Below are 16,383 nucleotides of genomic sequence, written 5' to 3'. Positions count from 1 at the left end.
GCTAGAAGTGCAGCGTTGGCGTGGTTTGGGTGACCTCCCCGGGAGCTGGGGACGGTGTGTGGTGACGATCGGCGTCTTCGACGGCGTGCACCGGGGTCATCAGGAGCTGATTTCGAGGACGGTCCGCGCCGCCGCCGAACGCGGCGTGCCGAGTGTGGTGCTGACCTTCGATCCGCATCCGTCGGAGGTGATCCGGCCGGGCAGTCATCCGGCGCAGCTGACCACGTTGCGCCGCAAGGCGGAACTGGTCGAGGGCCTGGGCGTGGACGTCTTCTGCGTGCTGCCGTTCACGCTCGAACTGTCGCGGCTGACGGCGCACGAGTTCGTGCACGAGGTACTGGTGGACAAGCTGCACGCGGCCGCGGTGATCGTGGGGGAGAACTTCACCTTCGGCGCCAAGGCGGCCGGTGACGTCGAACTCCTCCGCACGCTGGGGAAGCGGTTCGGTTTCGTGGCGCAGGGCGCGGAACTTCAGGGGCTGCTCGCCCAGGAGCAGGCGGACAACGACATCACCTTCTCCTCGACCTACGTCCGCTCGTGCATCGACGCCGGAGACGTCGTCGCCGCGTCCGAAGCGCTCGGCAGGCCGCACCGGCTGGAGGGCATCGTCGTCCGGGGCGACGGCCGGGGGCACGATCTCGGGTACCCGACGGCGAACCTGTCGACGCCGCGGTTCGCGGCGGTGCCCGCCGACGGGGTCTACAGCGCCTGGTTCACCCGTTCGTCGGATTCCGGCCGACGGCTGCGTGCCGCCGTGTCCGTCGGCACCAATCCGACCTTCTCGGGGCGGGAACGCACCGTCGAGGCCTTCGTCCTCGACATCGACGAGGATTTCTACGGGCAGCACGTCGCGCTCGATTTCGTCGCCAAGCTGCGGGATCAGGTCCGGTTCCCGACGTCGGAGGGGCTGGTGGCGCAGATCGACGAGGACGTCGCCCGCACCAGGGAACTGCTCGGCGGGCAGGCCTGACCGGTTCCGGCCTTGGCCGGATGACAATCGACAAACACACCCGCTCACGTGCGTTCCGGTGGCAAGATGTCACGGACCGCGCATGGCGTTCGATGGGGTTAAGGGGAGCGGACCAAGGTGGAGGACCACAAGATCGTCCAGCGGAACATCGCGCTGCAGAGGGAGTGGTACGGGGAGCCGCTCGGCGATCGCGTGCGGAGACTGGTCGTCGCCTTCGACATCTCCCAGGCCTTCCTCGCCGAGGTCCTCGGCATCAGCGCGCCCATGCTCAGCCAGGTGATGAGCGGCCGCCGCGCGAAGATCGGGAACCCGGTCGTCCTCGCCAAGATGATCATGCTGGAGCGCAAGGTGCTGGTCCCGGCGGTCGCCGCGGGAGACCGCAAGGCCATGCAGGAGGCACTTGAGGACGTCCGCGATTCGCGGCCGACGGTGGGCAGGGACAGCATCCCGGTCGGCGCCGTCGCCGACGACCAGGGCGTGCTCGTGGCACTGCGGGACATCGGCGAGGACGAAGACCTCACCGAAGCCGCGAAGCTGCTCGACGAAGACTTCCCGGCCCTGGCGGACCTGCTGCGCCGCGCCGCGAGGAACGGTTCTTGACGTGACTCGCGTGTCTGGCGGCGTAACTCGCGTGCTTGGAGGCGTAACTCACGAGTTACGCCTCCAAGCACGCGAGTTACGGCTCTGATCACGCGAGTCACGTGCCCATGACGCTCTTCAGCGCGGTGATCCCGCCGGACGAGGTCCTCGACCAGGTCGCCGCCGCGCTCGGCACGCCCGAACAAGACGATTTCCGCTGGTCGCCGCGGGAAGACTGGCATATCACCCTCGGTTTCTACGGCCAGGACGACCCGGCGGGCCGAGGCGACTGGCTCGCCGGGCGGCTGGACGGCGCGGGCCCGATCGACCTCCGGCTGGAAAAGGCGGCGACATTCCCCGGGGTGCTGTGGTTGAGTGTGTTCGGAACCGGGCTCCACGAGCTGGCCGTGAAGGCCGGCGCGGAGAGTGAAGGCAGGCCGTACGTGGCCCACCTGACACTGGCCCGCTTCCCCCGCGACCGGCCCCGCGCCGCGAGCGCGTGGGAGGAGCGGCTGGCCGGGTTCACCAGTGAGACTTGGACGGCGACCGAGGCCGTTCTGATGGGCAGTGACCGTGAACAGGGCGTTTCGCGCTACCGGGTGATCCGGTCGTACGCGTTGGACCACGCCCGCGCCTGAAGCCGCTGATCACGAGGCTGGTAGCCTTGACGATCGGGTCCGGCTGCAGTCCGTGGCGGCCGTGACCGTCTCACCCGGCGTGAAGACATCGTCCGGGCCGCACGGCACAGATATCTAGGAGCACCACTGTGGCTTTGTCCACCGAAGAGAAGAAGTCGATCCTTGCCGAGTACGGCGTGCACGACTCGGACACCGGATCCCCCGAGGCCCAGGTCGCGCTGCTGACCAAGCGCATCGTCGGCCTCACCGAGCACCTCAAGGCTCACAAGCACGACCACCACTCCCGTCGCGGGCTTCTGCTGCTGGTCGGCCGCCGCCGCCGGCTGCTGAACTACGTGATGAAGGTGGACATCGAGCGTTACCGTGCGCTGATCCAGCGTCTCGGCCTCCGCCGATAGCTTGAACCCGAGGGGGAGTGACCACATCGGTCGCTCCCCCTCGGTCTAAGAACACAGGCGCGAGCGCGCACGAGGAACCGTCCGCCGGTCCTCGGTAGTGGTTCCCGGGCAACGGCCCGGGGGCTTCGATCGAAGACCGGCCTCACTCCTCGAGCGTCCGCAGGCGAAACAGGTCCCAGGGTGGGAGACTCGCGCCGTTACAGAGGAACAAAAGAGGAGATACACCCTATGACCGACTCCACCGGAGTCACCGTGCACGAAACCGAAGCCGTGATCGACAACGGCCGTTTCGGCACTCGCACCGTCCGCTTCGAGACCGGCCGCCTGGCCCGTCAGGCCGCCGGCTCCGTCGTCGCGTACCTCGACGAAGAGACCATGCTGCTGTCGGCGACCACCGCGTCGAAGCACCCGAAAGACCACTTCGACTTCTTCCCGCTGACCGTGGACGTCGAGGAGCGGATGTACGCCGCCGGACGCATCCCCGGCGCGTTCTTCCGTCGCGAGGGCCGCCCGTCGACCGACGCGATCCTGACCTGCCGCCTGATCGACCGGCCGCTGCGCCCGTCGTTCGCCGACGGTCTCCGCAACGAGATCCAGGTCGTCATCACCGTCCAGAGCCTCAACCCGGACGACCCGTACGACGTGCTCGCGATCAACGCGGCCTCGGCCTCGACCCAGATCGCCGGCCTGCCGTTCTCGGGCCCGGTCGGCGGCGTCCGCGTCGCGCTGATCGAGGGCCAGTGGGTCGCGTTCCCGACCTGGAAGCAGCTCGAGGACGCCACCTTCAACATGGTGGTCGCCGGCCGTATCGTCGGTGATGACGTCGCGATCATGATGGTCGAGGCCGAAGGCACCGAGAAGACTCTCGACCTGATCGCCGACGGCGGCAAGGCGCCGGACGAGATCGCCGTCGCCGAGGGCCTCGAGGCCTCGAAGCCGTTCATCAAGGTGCTGTGCGAGGCCCAGCAGCAGCTGGCCGAGCTGGCCGCCAAGCCGACCGGTGAGTTCCCGGTCTTCCTGGCCTACGAGCAGGACGCCTTCGACGCCGTCGCCGCCATCGCGACCGACGACCTCGCGAACGCCCTGACCATCGCGGGCAAGCAGGACCGTGACAACGCGACCGACCAGGTCAAGGCCGCGGTGCTGGAGAAGGTCGGCCTGGGCGAGGGCGAAGCCTTCCAAGGCCGCGAGAAGGAGATCGGCGCGGCGTTCAAGGCCCTGTCGAAGAAGATCATGCGCAAGCGCGTCCTCACGGACAAGATCCGCATGGACGGCCGCGGGCTGACCGACATCCGCTCGCTCGCCGCCGAGGTCGCCGTGATCCCGCGGGCGCACGGTTCCGCGCTGTTCGAGCGCGGTGAGACCCAGATCCTGGGCGTCACCACGCTGAACATGCTCCGCATGGAGCAGCAGATCGACTCGCTCTCCCCGGAGACCACGAAGCGGTACCTGCACCACTACAACTTCCCGCCGTTCTCCACCGGCGAGACCGGCCGCGTCGGTTCGCCGAAGCGGCGCGAGATCGGCCACGGCATGCTCGCCGAGCGCGCCCTGGTCCCGGTCCTGCCGAAGCGGGACGAGTTCCCGTACGCGATCCGCCAGGTCTCCGAGGCGCTGGGCTCCAACGGCTCCACCTCGATGGGCTCGGTCTGTGCCTCGACCATGGCCCTGCTGAACGCGGGTGTCCCGCTGAAGGCGCCGGTCGCCGGCATCGCCATGGGTCTCATCTCCGACGAGGTCGACGGCGAGACCCGCTACGTCGCGCTGACCGACATCCTCGGTGCCGAGGACGCCATGGGCGACATGGACTTCAAGGTCGCCGGCACCAAGGACATCATCACCGCCCTGCAGCTGGACACGAAGCTCGACGGCATCCCGTCGGAGGTCCTCGCGGCCGCGCTGAAGCAGGCGAAGGACGCTCGCCTCACCATCCTGGAGGTCATCGCCGAGGCGATCGACGCTCCGGACGAGATGAGCCCGTTCGCCCCGCGCGTCACCAGCGTGAAGATCCCGGTGGACAAGATCGGCGAGGTCATCGGCCCGAAGGGCAAGATGATCAACTCGATCACCGAGGAGACCGGCGCCGACATCTCCATCGAGGACGACGGCACGATCTACGTGGGCGCGGCCGACGGCCCGTCGGCGGAGGCGGCGATCGACAAGATCAACGCCATCGCCAACCCGCAGCTGCCCAAGGTCGGCGAGCGCTTCCTCGGCACCGTGGTGAAGACGGCCGCGTTCGGCGCGTTCGTCTCGCTGCTGCCGGGCAAGGACGGCCTGGTGCACATCTCGAAGCTGGGCAACGGCAAGCGGATCGCCAAGGTCGAGGACGTGGTCAACGTGGGCGACAAGCTCCGCGTCGAGATCGCCGACATCGACAACCGCGGCAAGATCAGCCTGATCGTGGTCCAGGAAGAAGACTCGGCGGACTCGAAGGACGCCAAGGCCGCCGAAGGCGACAAGGCCGAGGCTCCGAAGGCCGACGCCCAGTAATCCTGGCTGTACCGATGTGAAACGTCAGGAAAGGGTCGTTCAGGACGGTTTTCGTCCTGAACGACCCTTTCCTGACATGTGAGTAAGGAATCCGTTGGCTCGTCAGGTTCCCGGGCACGAACAGCCCGTCGGCAGCACCCGCACCCTGGAGTCCACTTCGGACGGTGCGGTGGTCAAGCGCAGTGTGCTGGCCGGTGGCCTCCGGGTCATCACCGAGCACGTTCCCGCCTCCCGGTCGGCGACGGTCGGGCTGTGGGTCGGGGTCGGATCGCGTGACGAGCCGTCGTCGGTCGAAGGCGCGGCGCACTACCTCGAACACCTGCTGTTCAAGGGCACCACGAACCGGGACGCCACTCAGATCGCCGAGGAGATCGACGCGGTCGGCGGCGAGTTCAACGCGTTCACCGCGAAGGAGCACACCTGCTACTACGCGCAGGTGCTCGACGAGGATCTGCCGCTGGCGATGGACCTCGTCACCGACGTCGTGTTCGAGGCGCTGTGCGCGGACAAGGACGTCGAGACCGAGCGCAGTGTCGTGCTCGAAGAGATCTCGATGCGCGACGACGACCCCGAAGACCTGCTGCACGAGACGTTCGTCGGCGCGATCCTGGGCAACCACGCGCTGGGCCGCCCGGTGCTGGGCAGCGAGAAGTCCATCGCCGAGATGTCCGCTTCGGCGTTGCGCGGGTTCTACCGGCGCCGCTACACCCTGCCGCGGATGGTGCTCGCGGTCGCCGGGAACATCGAGCACACCCAGGTGCTTCGCTTGGTGCGCAAGGCTTTGCGGAACCGGCTGACCGGGACGGCGACGCCGGTGCCGCCGCGTGGCGGACGGGCGCGGATCGCGATGGTGCCGAAACTCGCGCTGCACACCGACGACACCGAGCAGGCGCACGTGATGCTCGGCCTGCGTTCGCTGTCACGGCACGACGACCGCCGGTTCGCGCAGTCGGTGCTCAACGCCGCGCTCGGCGGCGGGATGAGTTCGCGCCTGTTCCAGGAGGTCCGGGAGAAGCGCGGGCTGGCGTACCAGGTGTACTCGTCCGTCGCGAGCTACGCCGACACCGGGCACATGGCCGTGTACGCGGGCTGCCAGCCGGAGAAGCTCGGCGAGGTCGCCGGGGTGATCCGCGAGGTGCTCGAACTCGTCGGCAAGGACGGGCTGAGCGAAGCCGAGGTCGCGCGGGCGAAGGGGCAGTTGCGGGGCGGGCTCGTGCTCGGCCTCGAGGACACTTCGTCACGCATGTCGCGGATCGGCAAGAACGAACTGAACTACGGCCGCTATCTCGGCGTCGACGACACGGTGGCGCGGATCGACGCCGTCACCACCGAAGAGGTCTGTGCGCTCGCTCGCACTCTGCTCGCCCGTCCTGGTGGCGTGTCGGCGGCGGCGGTGGTCGGGCCGTACGCTCACGCCGACGACCTTCCGGACGACCTGCACGAGGTGATCGCATCATGACCGCTGGAATTCGCGTCGGTGTGCTGGGCGCACGCGGCCGGATGGGCCAGGAAGTGGTCAACGCCGTCAACGGCGCCGACGACATGGAGCTCGTCGCCGCGCTCGACGCCGGTGACGACTTCTCGGCGCTGAAGCAGGCTCAGGTCGTCGTCGACTTCACCCATCCCGACGCGGTGATGGACAACCTGGAGTTCCTGACCGGCAACGGGATCCACGCCGTGGTCGGCACCACCGGGTTCAGTGAGGAGCGGCTGGAGAAGCTGCGTTCGTGGCTCGCGGCCGACCCGTCGCTCGGCGTGCTGATCGCGCCGAACTTCGCGCTCGGCGCTGTGCTGGCGATGCGATTCGCCCAGCAGGCGGCACGGTTCTACAACTCGGCCGAGGTCATCGAGCTGCACCACAACCGCAAGGCCGACGCGCCGTCCGGTACCGCCGCGCACACCGCGCGGCTGATCGGCGAGGCCCGCGCGGAAGCCGGTCTCGCGCCGGGCGAAGACGCGACGACGTCCGAAGTGGACGGTGCCCGCGGCGCGCTCGTCGACGACGTCCGCGTGCACTCGGTCCGGCTGCCCGGACTGGTGGCGCACGAGGAGATCCTGTTCGGCGGCGAGGGGGAGACCCTGACCATCCGGCACGATTCCCTGCACCGCACGTCGTTCATGCCGGGGGTGCTGCTCGGCGTGCGTTCGGTGCTCACGCGGCCCGGCCTCACGGTCGGTCTCGAGAACATCCTCGACCTGTGAGGGCCCGCAACTTCGCGCTGGTGATGACGGCGGCGCTCGCCGTCTACGTCGTCCTGCTGGCGGGCCGGGGCATCGCGCTGGTGCGCACCGGTGAGACGGTGCCGGTGATCTTCGGGATCGGTGTGCTGCTGCTGCCGTTACTCGGCATCTGGATCATCGTGACCACCTGGCGTTCCGGCGTCCAGATCCAGCGGCTTTCGCGGCGGCTGGACGAGGAAGGCGGCCTGCCCGACGTCTCCGATCTGCCCCGGCGGCCTTCGGGCCGGGTGGATCGCGACGCCGCCGACGCCTGGTTCGACGAACGCCGCGCCGAGGTCGAGGCGGATCAGGAGAACTGGCGCGTCTGGTACCGGCTGGCGTACGCGTACGAGATCGCCGGCGACCGGAAACGAGCCCGCGCCACCATGAGGCGCGCCGTCGAACTCGAAGCCGCTTCCCGCACTTAGCCCGCTAAACGCGGGACTCGATCCCGAGAACGGGCAGGCATTCGCGGACGGCGACCAGTTCGATGTCGTCCCGGCGCCGCCAGTGGTCGCGGAGCAGCCGCCATTGCTTGAGCTGTGCGGGTTCGCCGCGCCGGGTGTCCCAGGTGACGCCGTTCGGCTCGTAACCCAGGGCCTGCGAGACACCGTTCGAGGCCTGGTTGTCGAAGAAGGCGTCGCTGGACGCCTCGCGCGCTCCGAACCCCTCGAACGCCAGCTGCAGCACGGCCTGCCGCATCTCCTTGCCGAGCCCGCGGCCTCGCAGATCCGGGTCGAGCCAGGAGAAGGAGGTGACCGTGCCGAACGTGGCGAAGTCGATACCGATCAGATCCTGCATGCCCACCGGCTCGCCGTCGACGACCACGGCGAAGTACAGCCGCCACTGGCTCTCGGTCACCTGACCCCGGCCCCGCCAGATCCCGCGCAGCCAGCGCCATTCGCGCTGCGGGCTGTCTTCGTAGAGCGAGGCCGGATCGTCGAAGGGCCACGGCGGTTCGGTGACCACGCCCTTGCGGACCGTCGGGACCAGCCGCTCCAGGAGTTCGTCCGTCGCTCCCAGCAAGGACAACCGGGGTGTGTGCACCTGCACGTTCAACGGCGGATACGCGGACGGAGTCGGCATGGGTCGAAACCTTAGAGCGCGGCCGTCATGGCGCGCATCACCTTATCCGGCTCAGTAGTGGAACCAGCCCGCGAACAGGGCGGGGGAAGCGGCCAGCAGGCTGAACCGCAGCCAGCGGCCCAGGAAACCGGTGGCCAGGAACGTCGCCAGCGGCATCCGCACCAGCCCCGCGAGCACACTCGTGGCCATGTACGGCGGCAGGCCGACGACCGAACTCACCCCGTATGTGCCCGCCATCCAATGCGGATGCCGATGGCACCGTTCGCGCAGTGCGTCGAGCCGGGCGCGCATCTTCTTGGTGCGCGCCCGCCATCGTTCCCGGCGCGGGGTGGGTGGCCGCTCCCGGTGGAGGCGGTCGTGCAGCGGTTTCGGAAGTTTGATCGTGCCCTTCGCGGCGAGGTAGTAGAGCGTTTTCCCGCCCACCTGACCGGCCGCGACGATGGCACCGAGCAGCAGCCACGGCATCGTCGGCTGGCTCGCGCACAGGCCGATGAGGAACATCTCGATGCTGACGACGGGGAGGATCGCGGAACCGAAGGCGACGCCGAACGACAGGAGCAACCAGCCCGCCATCGTTGCCTCCCCGTTATGTTCGTCCTCTCCAAGCTATCAGCTGAAAACCAGGACGCACTGGGGCCAGCCCCCGTTCCCGGCTTCCTGGCCGCACCAGAAGATCACCTGTTCGTCGGCTCGCGGCCACCTGCCGCTGCCATGCTGGAGCCGTGGCCGACGTGCACGACGCGGTCCGCGGCAAAGGTTTCGCGGATCGCTTCGCCGACTTCTGCGCGGCCGTGGTGCGGCGCCTCCCCTTCGGGCTTTCCCGGCTGGTGGCGCCGAGTTTCCTCGGTTTCGCGCTCATCAACGGGTTCACCTTCGGGGTCGACCTGATCCTGCTGACCCTGCTCCGGAGCTGGCTCGGCCTGCCGGTGTGGCTGGCGATCACGCTCGCGTACGCGGCGGCGTTCGGGTTGAGCTTCGTGCTGAACCGCAGCATGAACTTCCGCTCGCACGCGCCCGTCGGCAGGCAGGCGGTGCTGTACGTCATCGCGATCGTCGTCAACTACGTGGCGTTCCTGCTCGGCGTCGGCGCCGGGCTGGCCGCGCTGGGCGTCGACTACCGCCTCTCCAGGCTCATCGCCGGGGCGTGCGAAGGCGTCTTCATGTACTCGGTGATGCGCTGGGTCGTGTTCGCGAAGTCAGGGAGTGAGCTCGAGGTCGAGGCCGCCGGTGAGCCGGACTTCGCGCACGTTCGTGCTTCCGGTGTCGAGGATGCGGACGGTGCCGTCGGGCGACCAGCCCGCGCGGCGGAAGAAGCCCAGTGACGCGTGATCGGTCTGGGCGACCCAGCTGATCCCGCGCGTGGCGCCGTCCTCGCGCAGCCAGGCGGATGCGTTCGCCAGCAGCCGTCCCGCATGCCCGCGCCGTCCCCAGCGCGGCTCGACCAGCAGCGAGGCGATGAGCGCCGTCGTCGAAGCGTCGTCGGGCAGCGAACCGTCGGCGGTGGCCACCTCGCTCTCCGGAGCGCGGCCGGCGACGCAGAAGCCGACGGTGAACTCGCCTTCGGTGGCGAGAAAGACGCGCGTGCCCGGGTACTCGATCGTTTCGGCCCAGGTCTTCTCGAGTTCCTCGATGTCGAGCCCGGCGACAGCCGCTTCGCCGAGCAACTCCGTGTAGGCGCTTCGCCAGGTGTCGCGTTGGATGCGCGCGATCTCGGGGGCGTCGGACACGACAGCTGGGCGGACTTCGGCGGCGGCCATGGCAGGAAATCTACAGCGGAGCGAAGCTCCTTCCGTTGAGGGTGGGGGTGGGGAGGAAGGTGGATTTAGCGGTGTCGCCGGAAACTGTCGGTGGTGGATGGCACCATTCCGACGATGAGCACTACGACCATCAGCGGGCCGGTCGCGCGCCGGATCGCGCTGGCCGCACAGGGGTTCGCCGAGGCACGTCCGGGCGGAGCGGTGACAAGGCGGCATCTGCAGCGCGTGCTGTCGCGAATCCAGTTGCTGCAACTGGATTCGGTGAACGTCGCGGTCCGCGCGCACTACATGCCGCTGTTCTCCCGGCTCGGCGCGTACGAGCCCGCGCTGGTGGACGACGCGGCCTGGTCCCATTCCGCGCGCAAGCCCCGGATGCTGGTCGAAACCTGGGCCCACGAGGCGAGTCTGCTGCCGGTGGCGGACTGGCCGCTCCTGCGGTCCGGGGCGAAACGCATGGGCTGGTGGACCAACTACGCCCGGGTGCTGGAGCAGACACCCCAGCTGGTGGACGACATCCTGACTGTGGTCAAGGAGCAGGGACCGATCGGCGCGGGCGGTATCGAGCGTGCGCTGGAGGGCAAGTCGGGAGGCTCGCGGCCCGGTTCGTGGTGGGAGCGGTCGGAGGTCAAGAAGGCCTGCGAGTGGCTTTTCGGCATGGGGCAGCTGACCACCGGCACGCGCCGGTCGTTCGAGCGGCTGTACGACCTGACCGAACGCGTCGTCCCGCCGGAGATCCTGTCGCGGACCGTGAGCCCGGAGGAAGGCGCCCGCGAACTGATCACGCGCGCGGCCGTCGCGCTGGGCATCGGCACCGAACCGGATCTGCGGGACTACTACCGGCTCGGCCCCGACGTCAGCAAGCGGGCGGTGGCCGAACTGGTCGAGGAGGGTGTGCTGGAACGGGTGACCGTGGACGGCTGGCCCGCCCCGGCGTACCGGCACGTCGCGGCGAAGGCGCCTCGCCGCGTCACCGGCCGGGCATTGCTGTCGCCGTTCGACCCGCTGATCTGGGAACGCGCCCGCACCGAGCGCATCTTCGACTTCTTCTACCGCATCGAGATCTACGTGCCCGAGCCGAAGCGGATCTACGGGTACTACGTGTTCCCCTTCCTGCTCGACGGCGAACTCGTCGGCCGGGTCGACCTCAAATGCGATCGCGCCGCCGGAGTGCTTCGCGTTCAGGGCGCCTTTTCCGAGCCCGGGGTGGAGGTCGCGCGGGTCGCCAGTGAGCTGGCGGGCGAATTGCGGCTGATGGCGGAATGGCAGGGACTGGACGGGGTCGTGGTGGGGGAGCGGGGCGACCTGGCGCCGGTGCTGTCGCGCCTGGTGCACTGAGCCTCGCGAGTGGTGATGACGGTGGTTGACGGGCTCGGTGCCGGTGTGTGGAGGCCGCCTTTCTTCGACTGAGCCGAGGGATGGGGGCCTTCACGGACCACCGCGCCCCCGAGTCCACCGCAGCCTGAATCCACGTAGGTACCGAAGGCACCTGCTGGACTAACCGCCCTTCCCGCTCACGAGCACCTGGGCCGGGTGCCCGCCCGCCACAGCCGACGTTGCGAAAGCCACTTTCGCAACTCTCAACGTTGCGAAAGTGGCTTTCGCAACACGTCACCGGGGCCCCTCCCGAACGCAATGAACGGTCCTTTCCTGGCAGGAAAGGACCGTTCATCGCGGCGGCCGCCGCAGGGAGGTCCGTGAAGGGCCTCCTTACCTACCCTCAAGTAGGGAAGGAGGCCTTCGCTACCTCGCCGGCATTGCCTCGCGGGCGTGCAGGGCTCCTCGCGTGGCGCCCCGCTCAAGAAATGAGCGAGGGACCTTTGCTCCCACCCCCGTGGAAAAGTGCGAGCAAAGGTCCCTCGATCCCCCTGCAGCCCGCGGCTCAGCTGGCCGCGCTGGTCACCACCGCGTCGCCGGTGCCGGTGCGCGCCCGCACCTTCAGCGAGACCTCCGAAGGCGCGGTCTCCGCGACCTCCAGTTCGCTCGACACCGACCCGGTCGTCGACGAAAGGTCGACCTCGGCGTTCACGCCGCCGCGGATCCCGACCCGGACCTCACCCGATCCGGTGGTCAGCTCCAGCGTCCCGGAGGCGGCGTCCGCCACCGAGAGGGAGCCGCTGCCGGTGCGCGCCAGGACCTCGCCCGCGACCTCGCCGAGCCAGACGTCACCCGTGCCGGTCGCGAGCGTGGCCGAACCGCTCACCGAGGCCGCCTCGACGGAGCCGCTGCCGGTGCGCAGCTGGAGCCCGGAGAGGGTCGGCCCGAGTTTGATGTCACCGGTGCCGGTGCGGACGATCGCCGAGCCGTCGGCCCGTTCGAGGCCGATCTTGCCGGCGCCGGTCAGGAGGTCGGCCCGTCCGGCCGAGCCGGTGACCGTGACGTCGGCCGCCCCGGCCCGCACCTCCAGATGCGAACCGGCGGGCGCCCGGACGGTCACGGCCAGTGGGACGTTCTTCAGCTGCCAGGCCTTCGGCGCCTGGACGACCAGCCGGTTGCCGACCTTCTCGATCCGCGTCTGCGCCACGGCGTCGCCCACCGAACCGGCCGGTGAACCGCCGAGCTGGTCGCCGAAGCGTTCCCCGACCCAGCTGAGCAGGCTCGTCATCCCGTCCACCCACGGCTGCTGTTCGCCACCGTCCCGGCGGACCTCGGCGTGGACGCCGCTCTCGCCGGTCAGTTCGATGGTCACCCGGCCGATGCCCACGCTCACGTCGATCTCGATCGGGCCCTCGGCCTCGAAGTCCTCGACGCGCACGGTCTCTTCACCCGCGGGAGTGTTTTCCTCGGTCATTTCCGTCCCCCTCAGCCCTGGACCCAGCCGTGCAGGTGCGAACCGGCACCGCCGCCCGGCTTCTGCTTGTAGTGCCAGTGCTCGCTCCCGCTCTTGCCCAGCGCCCCCTGGACGGCCTGCGAGACGAACGTGTTCAGCGAGACACCCTGAGCGGCGGCCGCGGCTTCGGCCTGGCCCTTGACCTGCTCGAACAGGCGCAGCGTGATGCGGGTGATGTCGCCCGTGTCCACCTTGGGCGCGCGCGGAGCCTCCCGCGGCGCCTCCTGGCGGGGCGCGGACTGCTCGGAGCCCTCGGCGGAACCGGTGACGACGACGCGCACGTCGCGGCCGTCGAGCCGGACGTCGACGACGTGGCCCGGCAGCGCCGAAGTCACTTCGGCGGCCAGGTCGGCGAGGGCGTTCATGATGGTCAGGCGGGCGGCGGGCTCCAGCGCCGACGACAGCAGCGCGGCAGCGCGCCGCGTCTGCTCGTCGCCGGCCGAAGCCGTGTTCGCGAGGTCCTCGCGAAGGCTTGTGATGTACGGCGTCAGATCCATGACACCACTATGACGTCACTTTTGATGTCAGTCAAGGAGACATGACGTCATCGTGATGTCGCCCCGGCGTCAAAGAGGGTTGCGGTTACGCTGCCTGGAGTCGTGGAGCAGGGGTCGAAAAGGAGTGCGAACGTGGCCGAGACCGTGTCACCCAAGGTTCAACTGATCGCGAAGACGGAGTTCTTCCCGCCGTCGGACGTACCGTGGTCGACCGATGCCGACGGTGGTGAGGCGCTGGCCGAATTCGCGGGCCGGGCCTGCTACCAGTCCTGGAAGAAGCCGAACCCGAAGACGGCCACCAACGCCGGCTACCTCGAGCACATCATCGACGTCGGCCACCTTTCGGTGCTGGAGCACGGCTCCGTCAGCTTCTACATCACCGGGATCTCCCGGTCGCTGACGCACGAGCTGATCCGTCACCGTCACTTCTCCTACTCGCAGCTCTCGCAGCGCTACGTGCCCGAGCGCGACGCCGCGTTCGTCGAGCCCGACGTCATCGCGCAGGACCCGGAGCTGCACGCCAAGTTCCTCGCCGCCTCGCAGGCCGCCGTCGACGCCTACACCGAGCTGCTCGCCGGGCTGGAGGAGAAGTTCGCCGACGTGCCGAGCGCGACCCTGCGCCGCAAGCAGGCCCGCCAGGCCGCCCGCGCCGTGCTGCCGAACGCGACCGAGACCCGCATCGTGGTCACCGGCAACTACCGCGCCTGGCGGCACTTCATCGCGATGCGCGCCACCGAGCACGCCGACGTCGAGATCCGCGCCCTGGCCATCGAGTGCCTGCGCGAGCTGCAGAAGGCTTCGGGCAACGTGTTCGCGGACTTCACCATCTCCGCGCTGCCCGACGGCACCGAGGTCGCGTCCAGCCCGAAGGTCCTCGAGGGCTGATGCGACGCCTCGCGATCGACGTCCGGCCCGGCGAGTACACGGTCGCCCGCCTCGCCCCGGACGCGCCGGTTCCGGCGAACCTGCTCGACCCCGGCGAGCCCGTGCTGATCTCGATCACGCGCACCCCGGAAGAACTGTCGGTGATCTGCCCGGCCGGTCTCGCGCCGGCCGGGGCCACCGTCGAGGACGGCTGGCGGCTGCTGTCGGTGCGCGGGCCGCTGGCCTTCACGCTGACCGGCATCATCGCGGCGCTGTCCAGCGAGCTGGCCGCCGCCGGGGTGGCGCTGTTCTCGATGTCCACTTTCGACACCGACCACGTGCTGGTCCGGGCTCCGGAGCTGGAGCGCGCGGTGAAGGCGCTCCGGGAAGCCGGGCACGAGGTCACGGTCTGATTCACGAGCCCGGCGAAGGAACCTTTCGGAGCGCGAACGGGTCCGAGTTAGCATCCTGCGCGAACCGAAGGAGCACCAAACCTTGACCGACGAACAGACCCGTCCGTACGGGCCGCCCCAGCAGACGCAGCAGGCCTCCGGCGCGCGGATCGTCGCCGGCCGATACGCCCTGCTGGGCGAGCTCGGCCGAGGCGGGATGGGCATCGTCTGGCGCGCGCAGGACCAGGTGATCGGCCGTCAGGTCGCGATCAAGGAGCTGAAGTTCCCGAACGCGCCCGAGGACGCCTCGGTGCTGACGGAGCGGATGCTGCGCGAAGTCCGCTCCGCCGGTCGTCTCAACGACCCGGCCGTGGTCACCGTGTACGACGTCGTCACCGAGAACGGCGCGACCTACATCGTGATGGAGCTGGTCGAGGCACCGACGCTGGCCGATCTGGTGCGCGACCGCGGTCCGCTGCCCGCCCAGCAGATCGCGCTGGTGGGGGAGCGGGTGCTGTCCGCGCTGCGGGCCGCGCACGCCGCCGGGATCGTGCACCGCGACGTCAAACCCGCGAACATCATGGTCGCGGCGGACGGCCGGGTGAAGCTCACCGACTTCGGTATCGCGCACGCCGCCGACGACCCGCGCCTGACCACCAGCGGCATGATCGTCGGCTCGCCCGCGTTCATGGCGCCGGAACGGGTCGAGGGCCGGGACGCGATGCCCGAATCCGACCTCTGGTCGCTGGGCACGACGCTGTTCTTCGCCGCGGAGGGCATCGTCGCGTTCGAACGGTCCACCACCGCCGCGACGCTGCACGCGATCATGACGGAGGCCCCGTACCTGACCAGGGTCCAGGGGCCGCTGGCCGCCGCGATCCTCGGCCTGCTGGTCACCAAACCCGAGGCTCGGATGTCGTACGACCAGGTGCGCAGCCTGCTCGCGGCCGCGCAGGGCGTGCAGGCCCAGCCGACGCCGCCTTCGGGCGGCACGGCGATGATGCCGCAGCACGGTCAGCCGATGACCCGGCTCGCCCCGGCCCCGGCCCCGGCGAAGCGCAACCTGCGCCCGCTGTGGCTGAGCCTGGCCGCGGTCGCCGTGGTCGGCGCGCTGGTCGGCGGGATCTTCCTCGGCCGGTGGATGGCCGCGCCGGAGGGGAACAACCAGGCCCAGCCCACCCTGACCTACGGCATTAACGGGCAGGTCAAGCTCGGTTCCTCCGGTGACTGCTACAACGTGCCGCTCAAAGAGGGCGTCAACCTGAACGACGGCATCAGCTGCGACAAGGACCACCTGCTGGAGGTCTTCGCCAAGGGCAGCCTCCTCGACGTCCAGTCCTATTCGGACGACGACGCCCAGGTCGCGGTGTATCCCGGCGCGGACGCGGTCAACCGGATCGCCGAGTCGCTGTGCTCGGCGACCTTCAATTCGAACGTCGTGCCCGGGGCGCAGCGGACCTCGCTGACCTGGCGGGCCGTCGTGCCGACCGAAGCCGAATGGAACCGGCCGCCCAACGAGGACGACCGGAGCTACTCGCGCGGCTTCCTCTGCCTGCTCGCCAAGACCGACGGCAGCCAGATCCCCGCGCAGATCACGACCAAGGTCAAATAGCTCACAGAGAGTTTGCGCCGAGTTCGCCTTCGTCGCGGAAAATCTCCCGC

At 69.3% G+C, this 16,383-nt stretch carries 17 protein-coding genes and 1 pseudogene; 13 read left to right on the top strand and 5 right to left on the bottom strand.

Features of this window, described 5'->3' with window-relative positions; all coding sequences use genetic code 11:
• Positions 1 to 7: 7 nt before the first annotated feature.
• From BLW75_RS12680 to BLW75_RS12645, 8 genes are all read left to right on the top strand, one after another.
• On the top strand, positions 8 to 970 hold the full coding sequence (locus tag BLW75_RS12680) for a bifunctional riboflavin kinase/FAD synthetase (RefSeq protein ID WP_091597404.1): 963 nt from the start codon (positions 8 to 10) through the stop codon (positions 968 to 970).
• 117 nt (positions 971 to 1,087) lie between these two features.
• A complete protein-coding gene (locus BLW75_RS12675; RefSeq protein WP_034312195.1) occupies positions 1,088 to 1,570 on the top strand; it encodes a helix-turn-helix domain-containing protein in 483 nt (160 codons plus the stop codon).
• Between the two features lie 107 nt (positions 1,571 to 1,677).
• Positions 1,678 to 2,187, top strand: a complete 510-nt coding sequence (gene thpR, locus BLW75_RS12670) for an RNA 2',3'-cyclic phosphodiesterase (protein WP_034312193.1) — start codon at positions 1,678 to 1,680, stop codon at positions 2,185 to 2,187.
• 128 nt (positions 2,188 to 2,315) lie between these two features.
• On the top strand, positions 2,316 to 2,585 hold the full coding sequence (rpsO, locus tag BLW75_RS12665) for a 30S ribosomal protein S15 (RefSeq protein ID WP_003084034.1): 270 nt from the start codon (positions 2,316 to 2,318) through the stop codon (positions 2,583 to 2,585).
• Positions 2,586 to 2,813: 228 nt separating this feature from the next.
• Complete coding sequence (locus BLW75_RS12660; protein ID WP_034312190.1) at positions 2,814 to 5,078, top strand: polyribonucleotide nucleotidyltransferase; 2,265 nt, start codon at positions 2,814 to 2,816, stop codon at positions 5,076 to 5,078.
• 94 nt (positions 5,079 to 5,172) lie between these two features.
• Complete coding sequence (locus BLW75_RS12655; protein WP_034312188.1) at positions 5,173 to 6,537, top strand: M16 family metallopeptidase; 1,365 nt, start codon at positions 5,173 to 5,175, stop codon at positions 6,535 to 6,537.
• Positions 6,534 to 7,280, top strand: coding sequence for a 4-hydroxy-tetrahydrodipicolinate reductase (dapB, locus tag BLW75_RS12650; RefSeq protein ID WP_034312185.1), 747 nt, complete (start codon positions 6,534 to 6,536; stop codon positions 7,278 to 7,280). The genes BLW75_RS12655 and dapB overlap by 4 nt, the downstream gene beginning before the upstream one ends.
• The gene (locus BLW75_RS12645; RefSeq protein WP_034312183.1) at positions 7,277 to 7,726 is read left to right on the top strand and encodes a tetratricopeptide repeat protein; all 450 of its coding nucleotides are present in this window, start codon (positions 7,277 to 7,279) and stop codon (positions 7,724 to 7,726) included. The genes dapB and BLW75_RS12645 overlap by 4 nt, the downstream gene beginning before the upstream one ends.
• A 4-nt stretch (positions 7,727 to 7,730) precedes the next feature.
• Here the strand turns inward: BLW75_RS12645 and BLW75_RS12640 are convergent, their stop codons facing one another.
• Both BLW75_RS12640 and BLW75_RS12635 read right to left on the bottom strand, forming a co-directional pair.
• Entirely contained in the window at positions 7,731 to 8,384 is a 654-nt protein-coding gene (locus BLW75_RS12640; protein WP_034312182.1) for a GNAT family N-acetyltransferase, read from the bottom strand.
• Between the two features lie 51 nt (positions 8,385 to 8,435).
• Positions 8,436 to 8,957, bottom strand: a complete 522-nt coding sequence (locus tag BLW75_RS12635; protein WP_034312179.1) for a YqaA family protein — start codon at positions 8,955 to 8,957, stop codon at positions 8,436 to 8,438.
• A gap of 149 nt (positions 8,958 to 9,106) precedes the next feature.
• Here BLW75_RS12635 and BLW75_RS43495 point away from each other — a divergent pair.
• Positions 9,107 to 9,514: pseudogene (locus BLW75_RS43495) on the top strand (GtrA family protein); the annotation flags it as partial.
• Between the two features lie 66 nt (positions 9,515 to 9,580).
• On the opposite strand, the gene BLW75_RS12625 reads toward BLW75_RS43495, so the two are convergent.
• Positions 9,581 to 10,141 carry a GNAT family N-acetyltransferase gene (locus BLW75_RS12625; protein ID WP_091597401.1) on the bottom strand — a complete coding sequence of 187 codons (561 nt, stop codon included), beginning with the start codon at positions 10,139 to 10,141 and terminating at the stop codon, positions 9,581 to 9,583.
• A gap of 114 nt (positions 10,142 to 10,255) precedes the next feature.
• On the opposite strand from BLW75_RS12625, the gene BLW75_RS12620 reads away from it, so the two are divergent.
• Complete coding sequence (locus tag BLW75_RS12620; protein ID WP_034312298.1) at positions 10,256 to 11,476, top strand: winged helix-turn-helix domain-containing protein; 1,221 nt, start codon at positions 10,256 to 10,258, stop codon at positions 11,474 to 11,476.
• A 544-nt stretch (positions 11,477 to 12,020) separates the two neighbouring features.
• Here BLW75_RS12620 and BLW75_RS12615 read toward each other — a convergent pair.
• Positions 12,021 to 12,929 (bottom strand): DUF4097 family beta strand repeat-containing protein, encoded by a 909-nt coding sequence (locus BLW75_RS12615; RefSeq protein ID WP_034312173.1) that lies wholly within the window; start codon positions 12,927 to 12,929, stop codon positions 12,021 to 12,023.
• A gap of 11 nt (positions 12,930 to 12,940) precedes the next feature.
• Positions 12,941 to 13,465: a toxin-antitoxin system HicB family antitoxin gene (locus BLW75_RS12610; RefSeq protein WP_034312170.1), complete on the bottom strand. Its 525-nt coding sequence runs from the start codon at positions 13,463 to 13,465 to the stop codon at positions 12,941 to 12,943.
• Positions 13,466 to 13,597: 132 nt separating this feature from the next.
• Here BLW75_RS12610 and thyX point away from each other — a divergent pair, with 132 nt between their 5' ends.
• From thyX to BLW75_RS12595, 3 genes are all read left to right on the top strand, one after another.
• Positions 13,598 to 14,350, top strand: coding sequence for an FAD-dependent thymidylate synthase (thyX, locus tag BLW75_RS12605; RefSeq protein WP_034312167.1), 753 nt, complete (start codon positions 13,598 to 13,600; stop codon positions 14,348 to 14,350).
• Positions 14,350 to 14,742 carry an ACT domain-containing protein gene (locus BLW75_RS12600; RefSeq protein ID WP_034312164.1) on the top strand — a complete coding sequence of 131 codons (393 nt, stop codon included), beginning with the start codon at positions 14,350 to 14,352 and terminating at the stop codon, positions 14,740 to 14,742. The genes thyX and BLW75_RS12600 overlap by 1 nt, the downstream gene beginning before the upstream one ends.
• An 82-nt stretch (positions 14,743 to 14,824) precedes the next feature.
• Positions 14,825 to 16,333, top strand: coding sequence for a serine/threonine-protein kinase (locus tag BLW75_RS12595; RefSeq protein WP_034312163.1), 1,509 nt, complete (start codon positions 14,825 to 14,827; stop codon positions 16,331 to 16,333).
• The last annotated feature ends 50 nt before the right edge of the window (positions 16,334 to 16,383 follow it).

Origin of the sequence: Amycolatopsis lurida, from assembly GCF_900105055.1 — a bacterium.
In the GTDB taxonomy this organism is placed as follows: Bacteria; Actinomycetota; Actinomycetes; order Mycobacteriales; family Pseudonocardiaceae; genus Amycolatopsis; species Amycolatopsis lurida.
The sequence above is the reverse complement of the archived record's forward strand: the minus strand, read 5'-3'. Positions and strand labels throughout refer to the sequence as shown.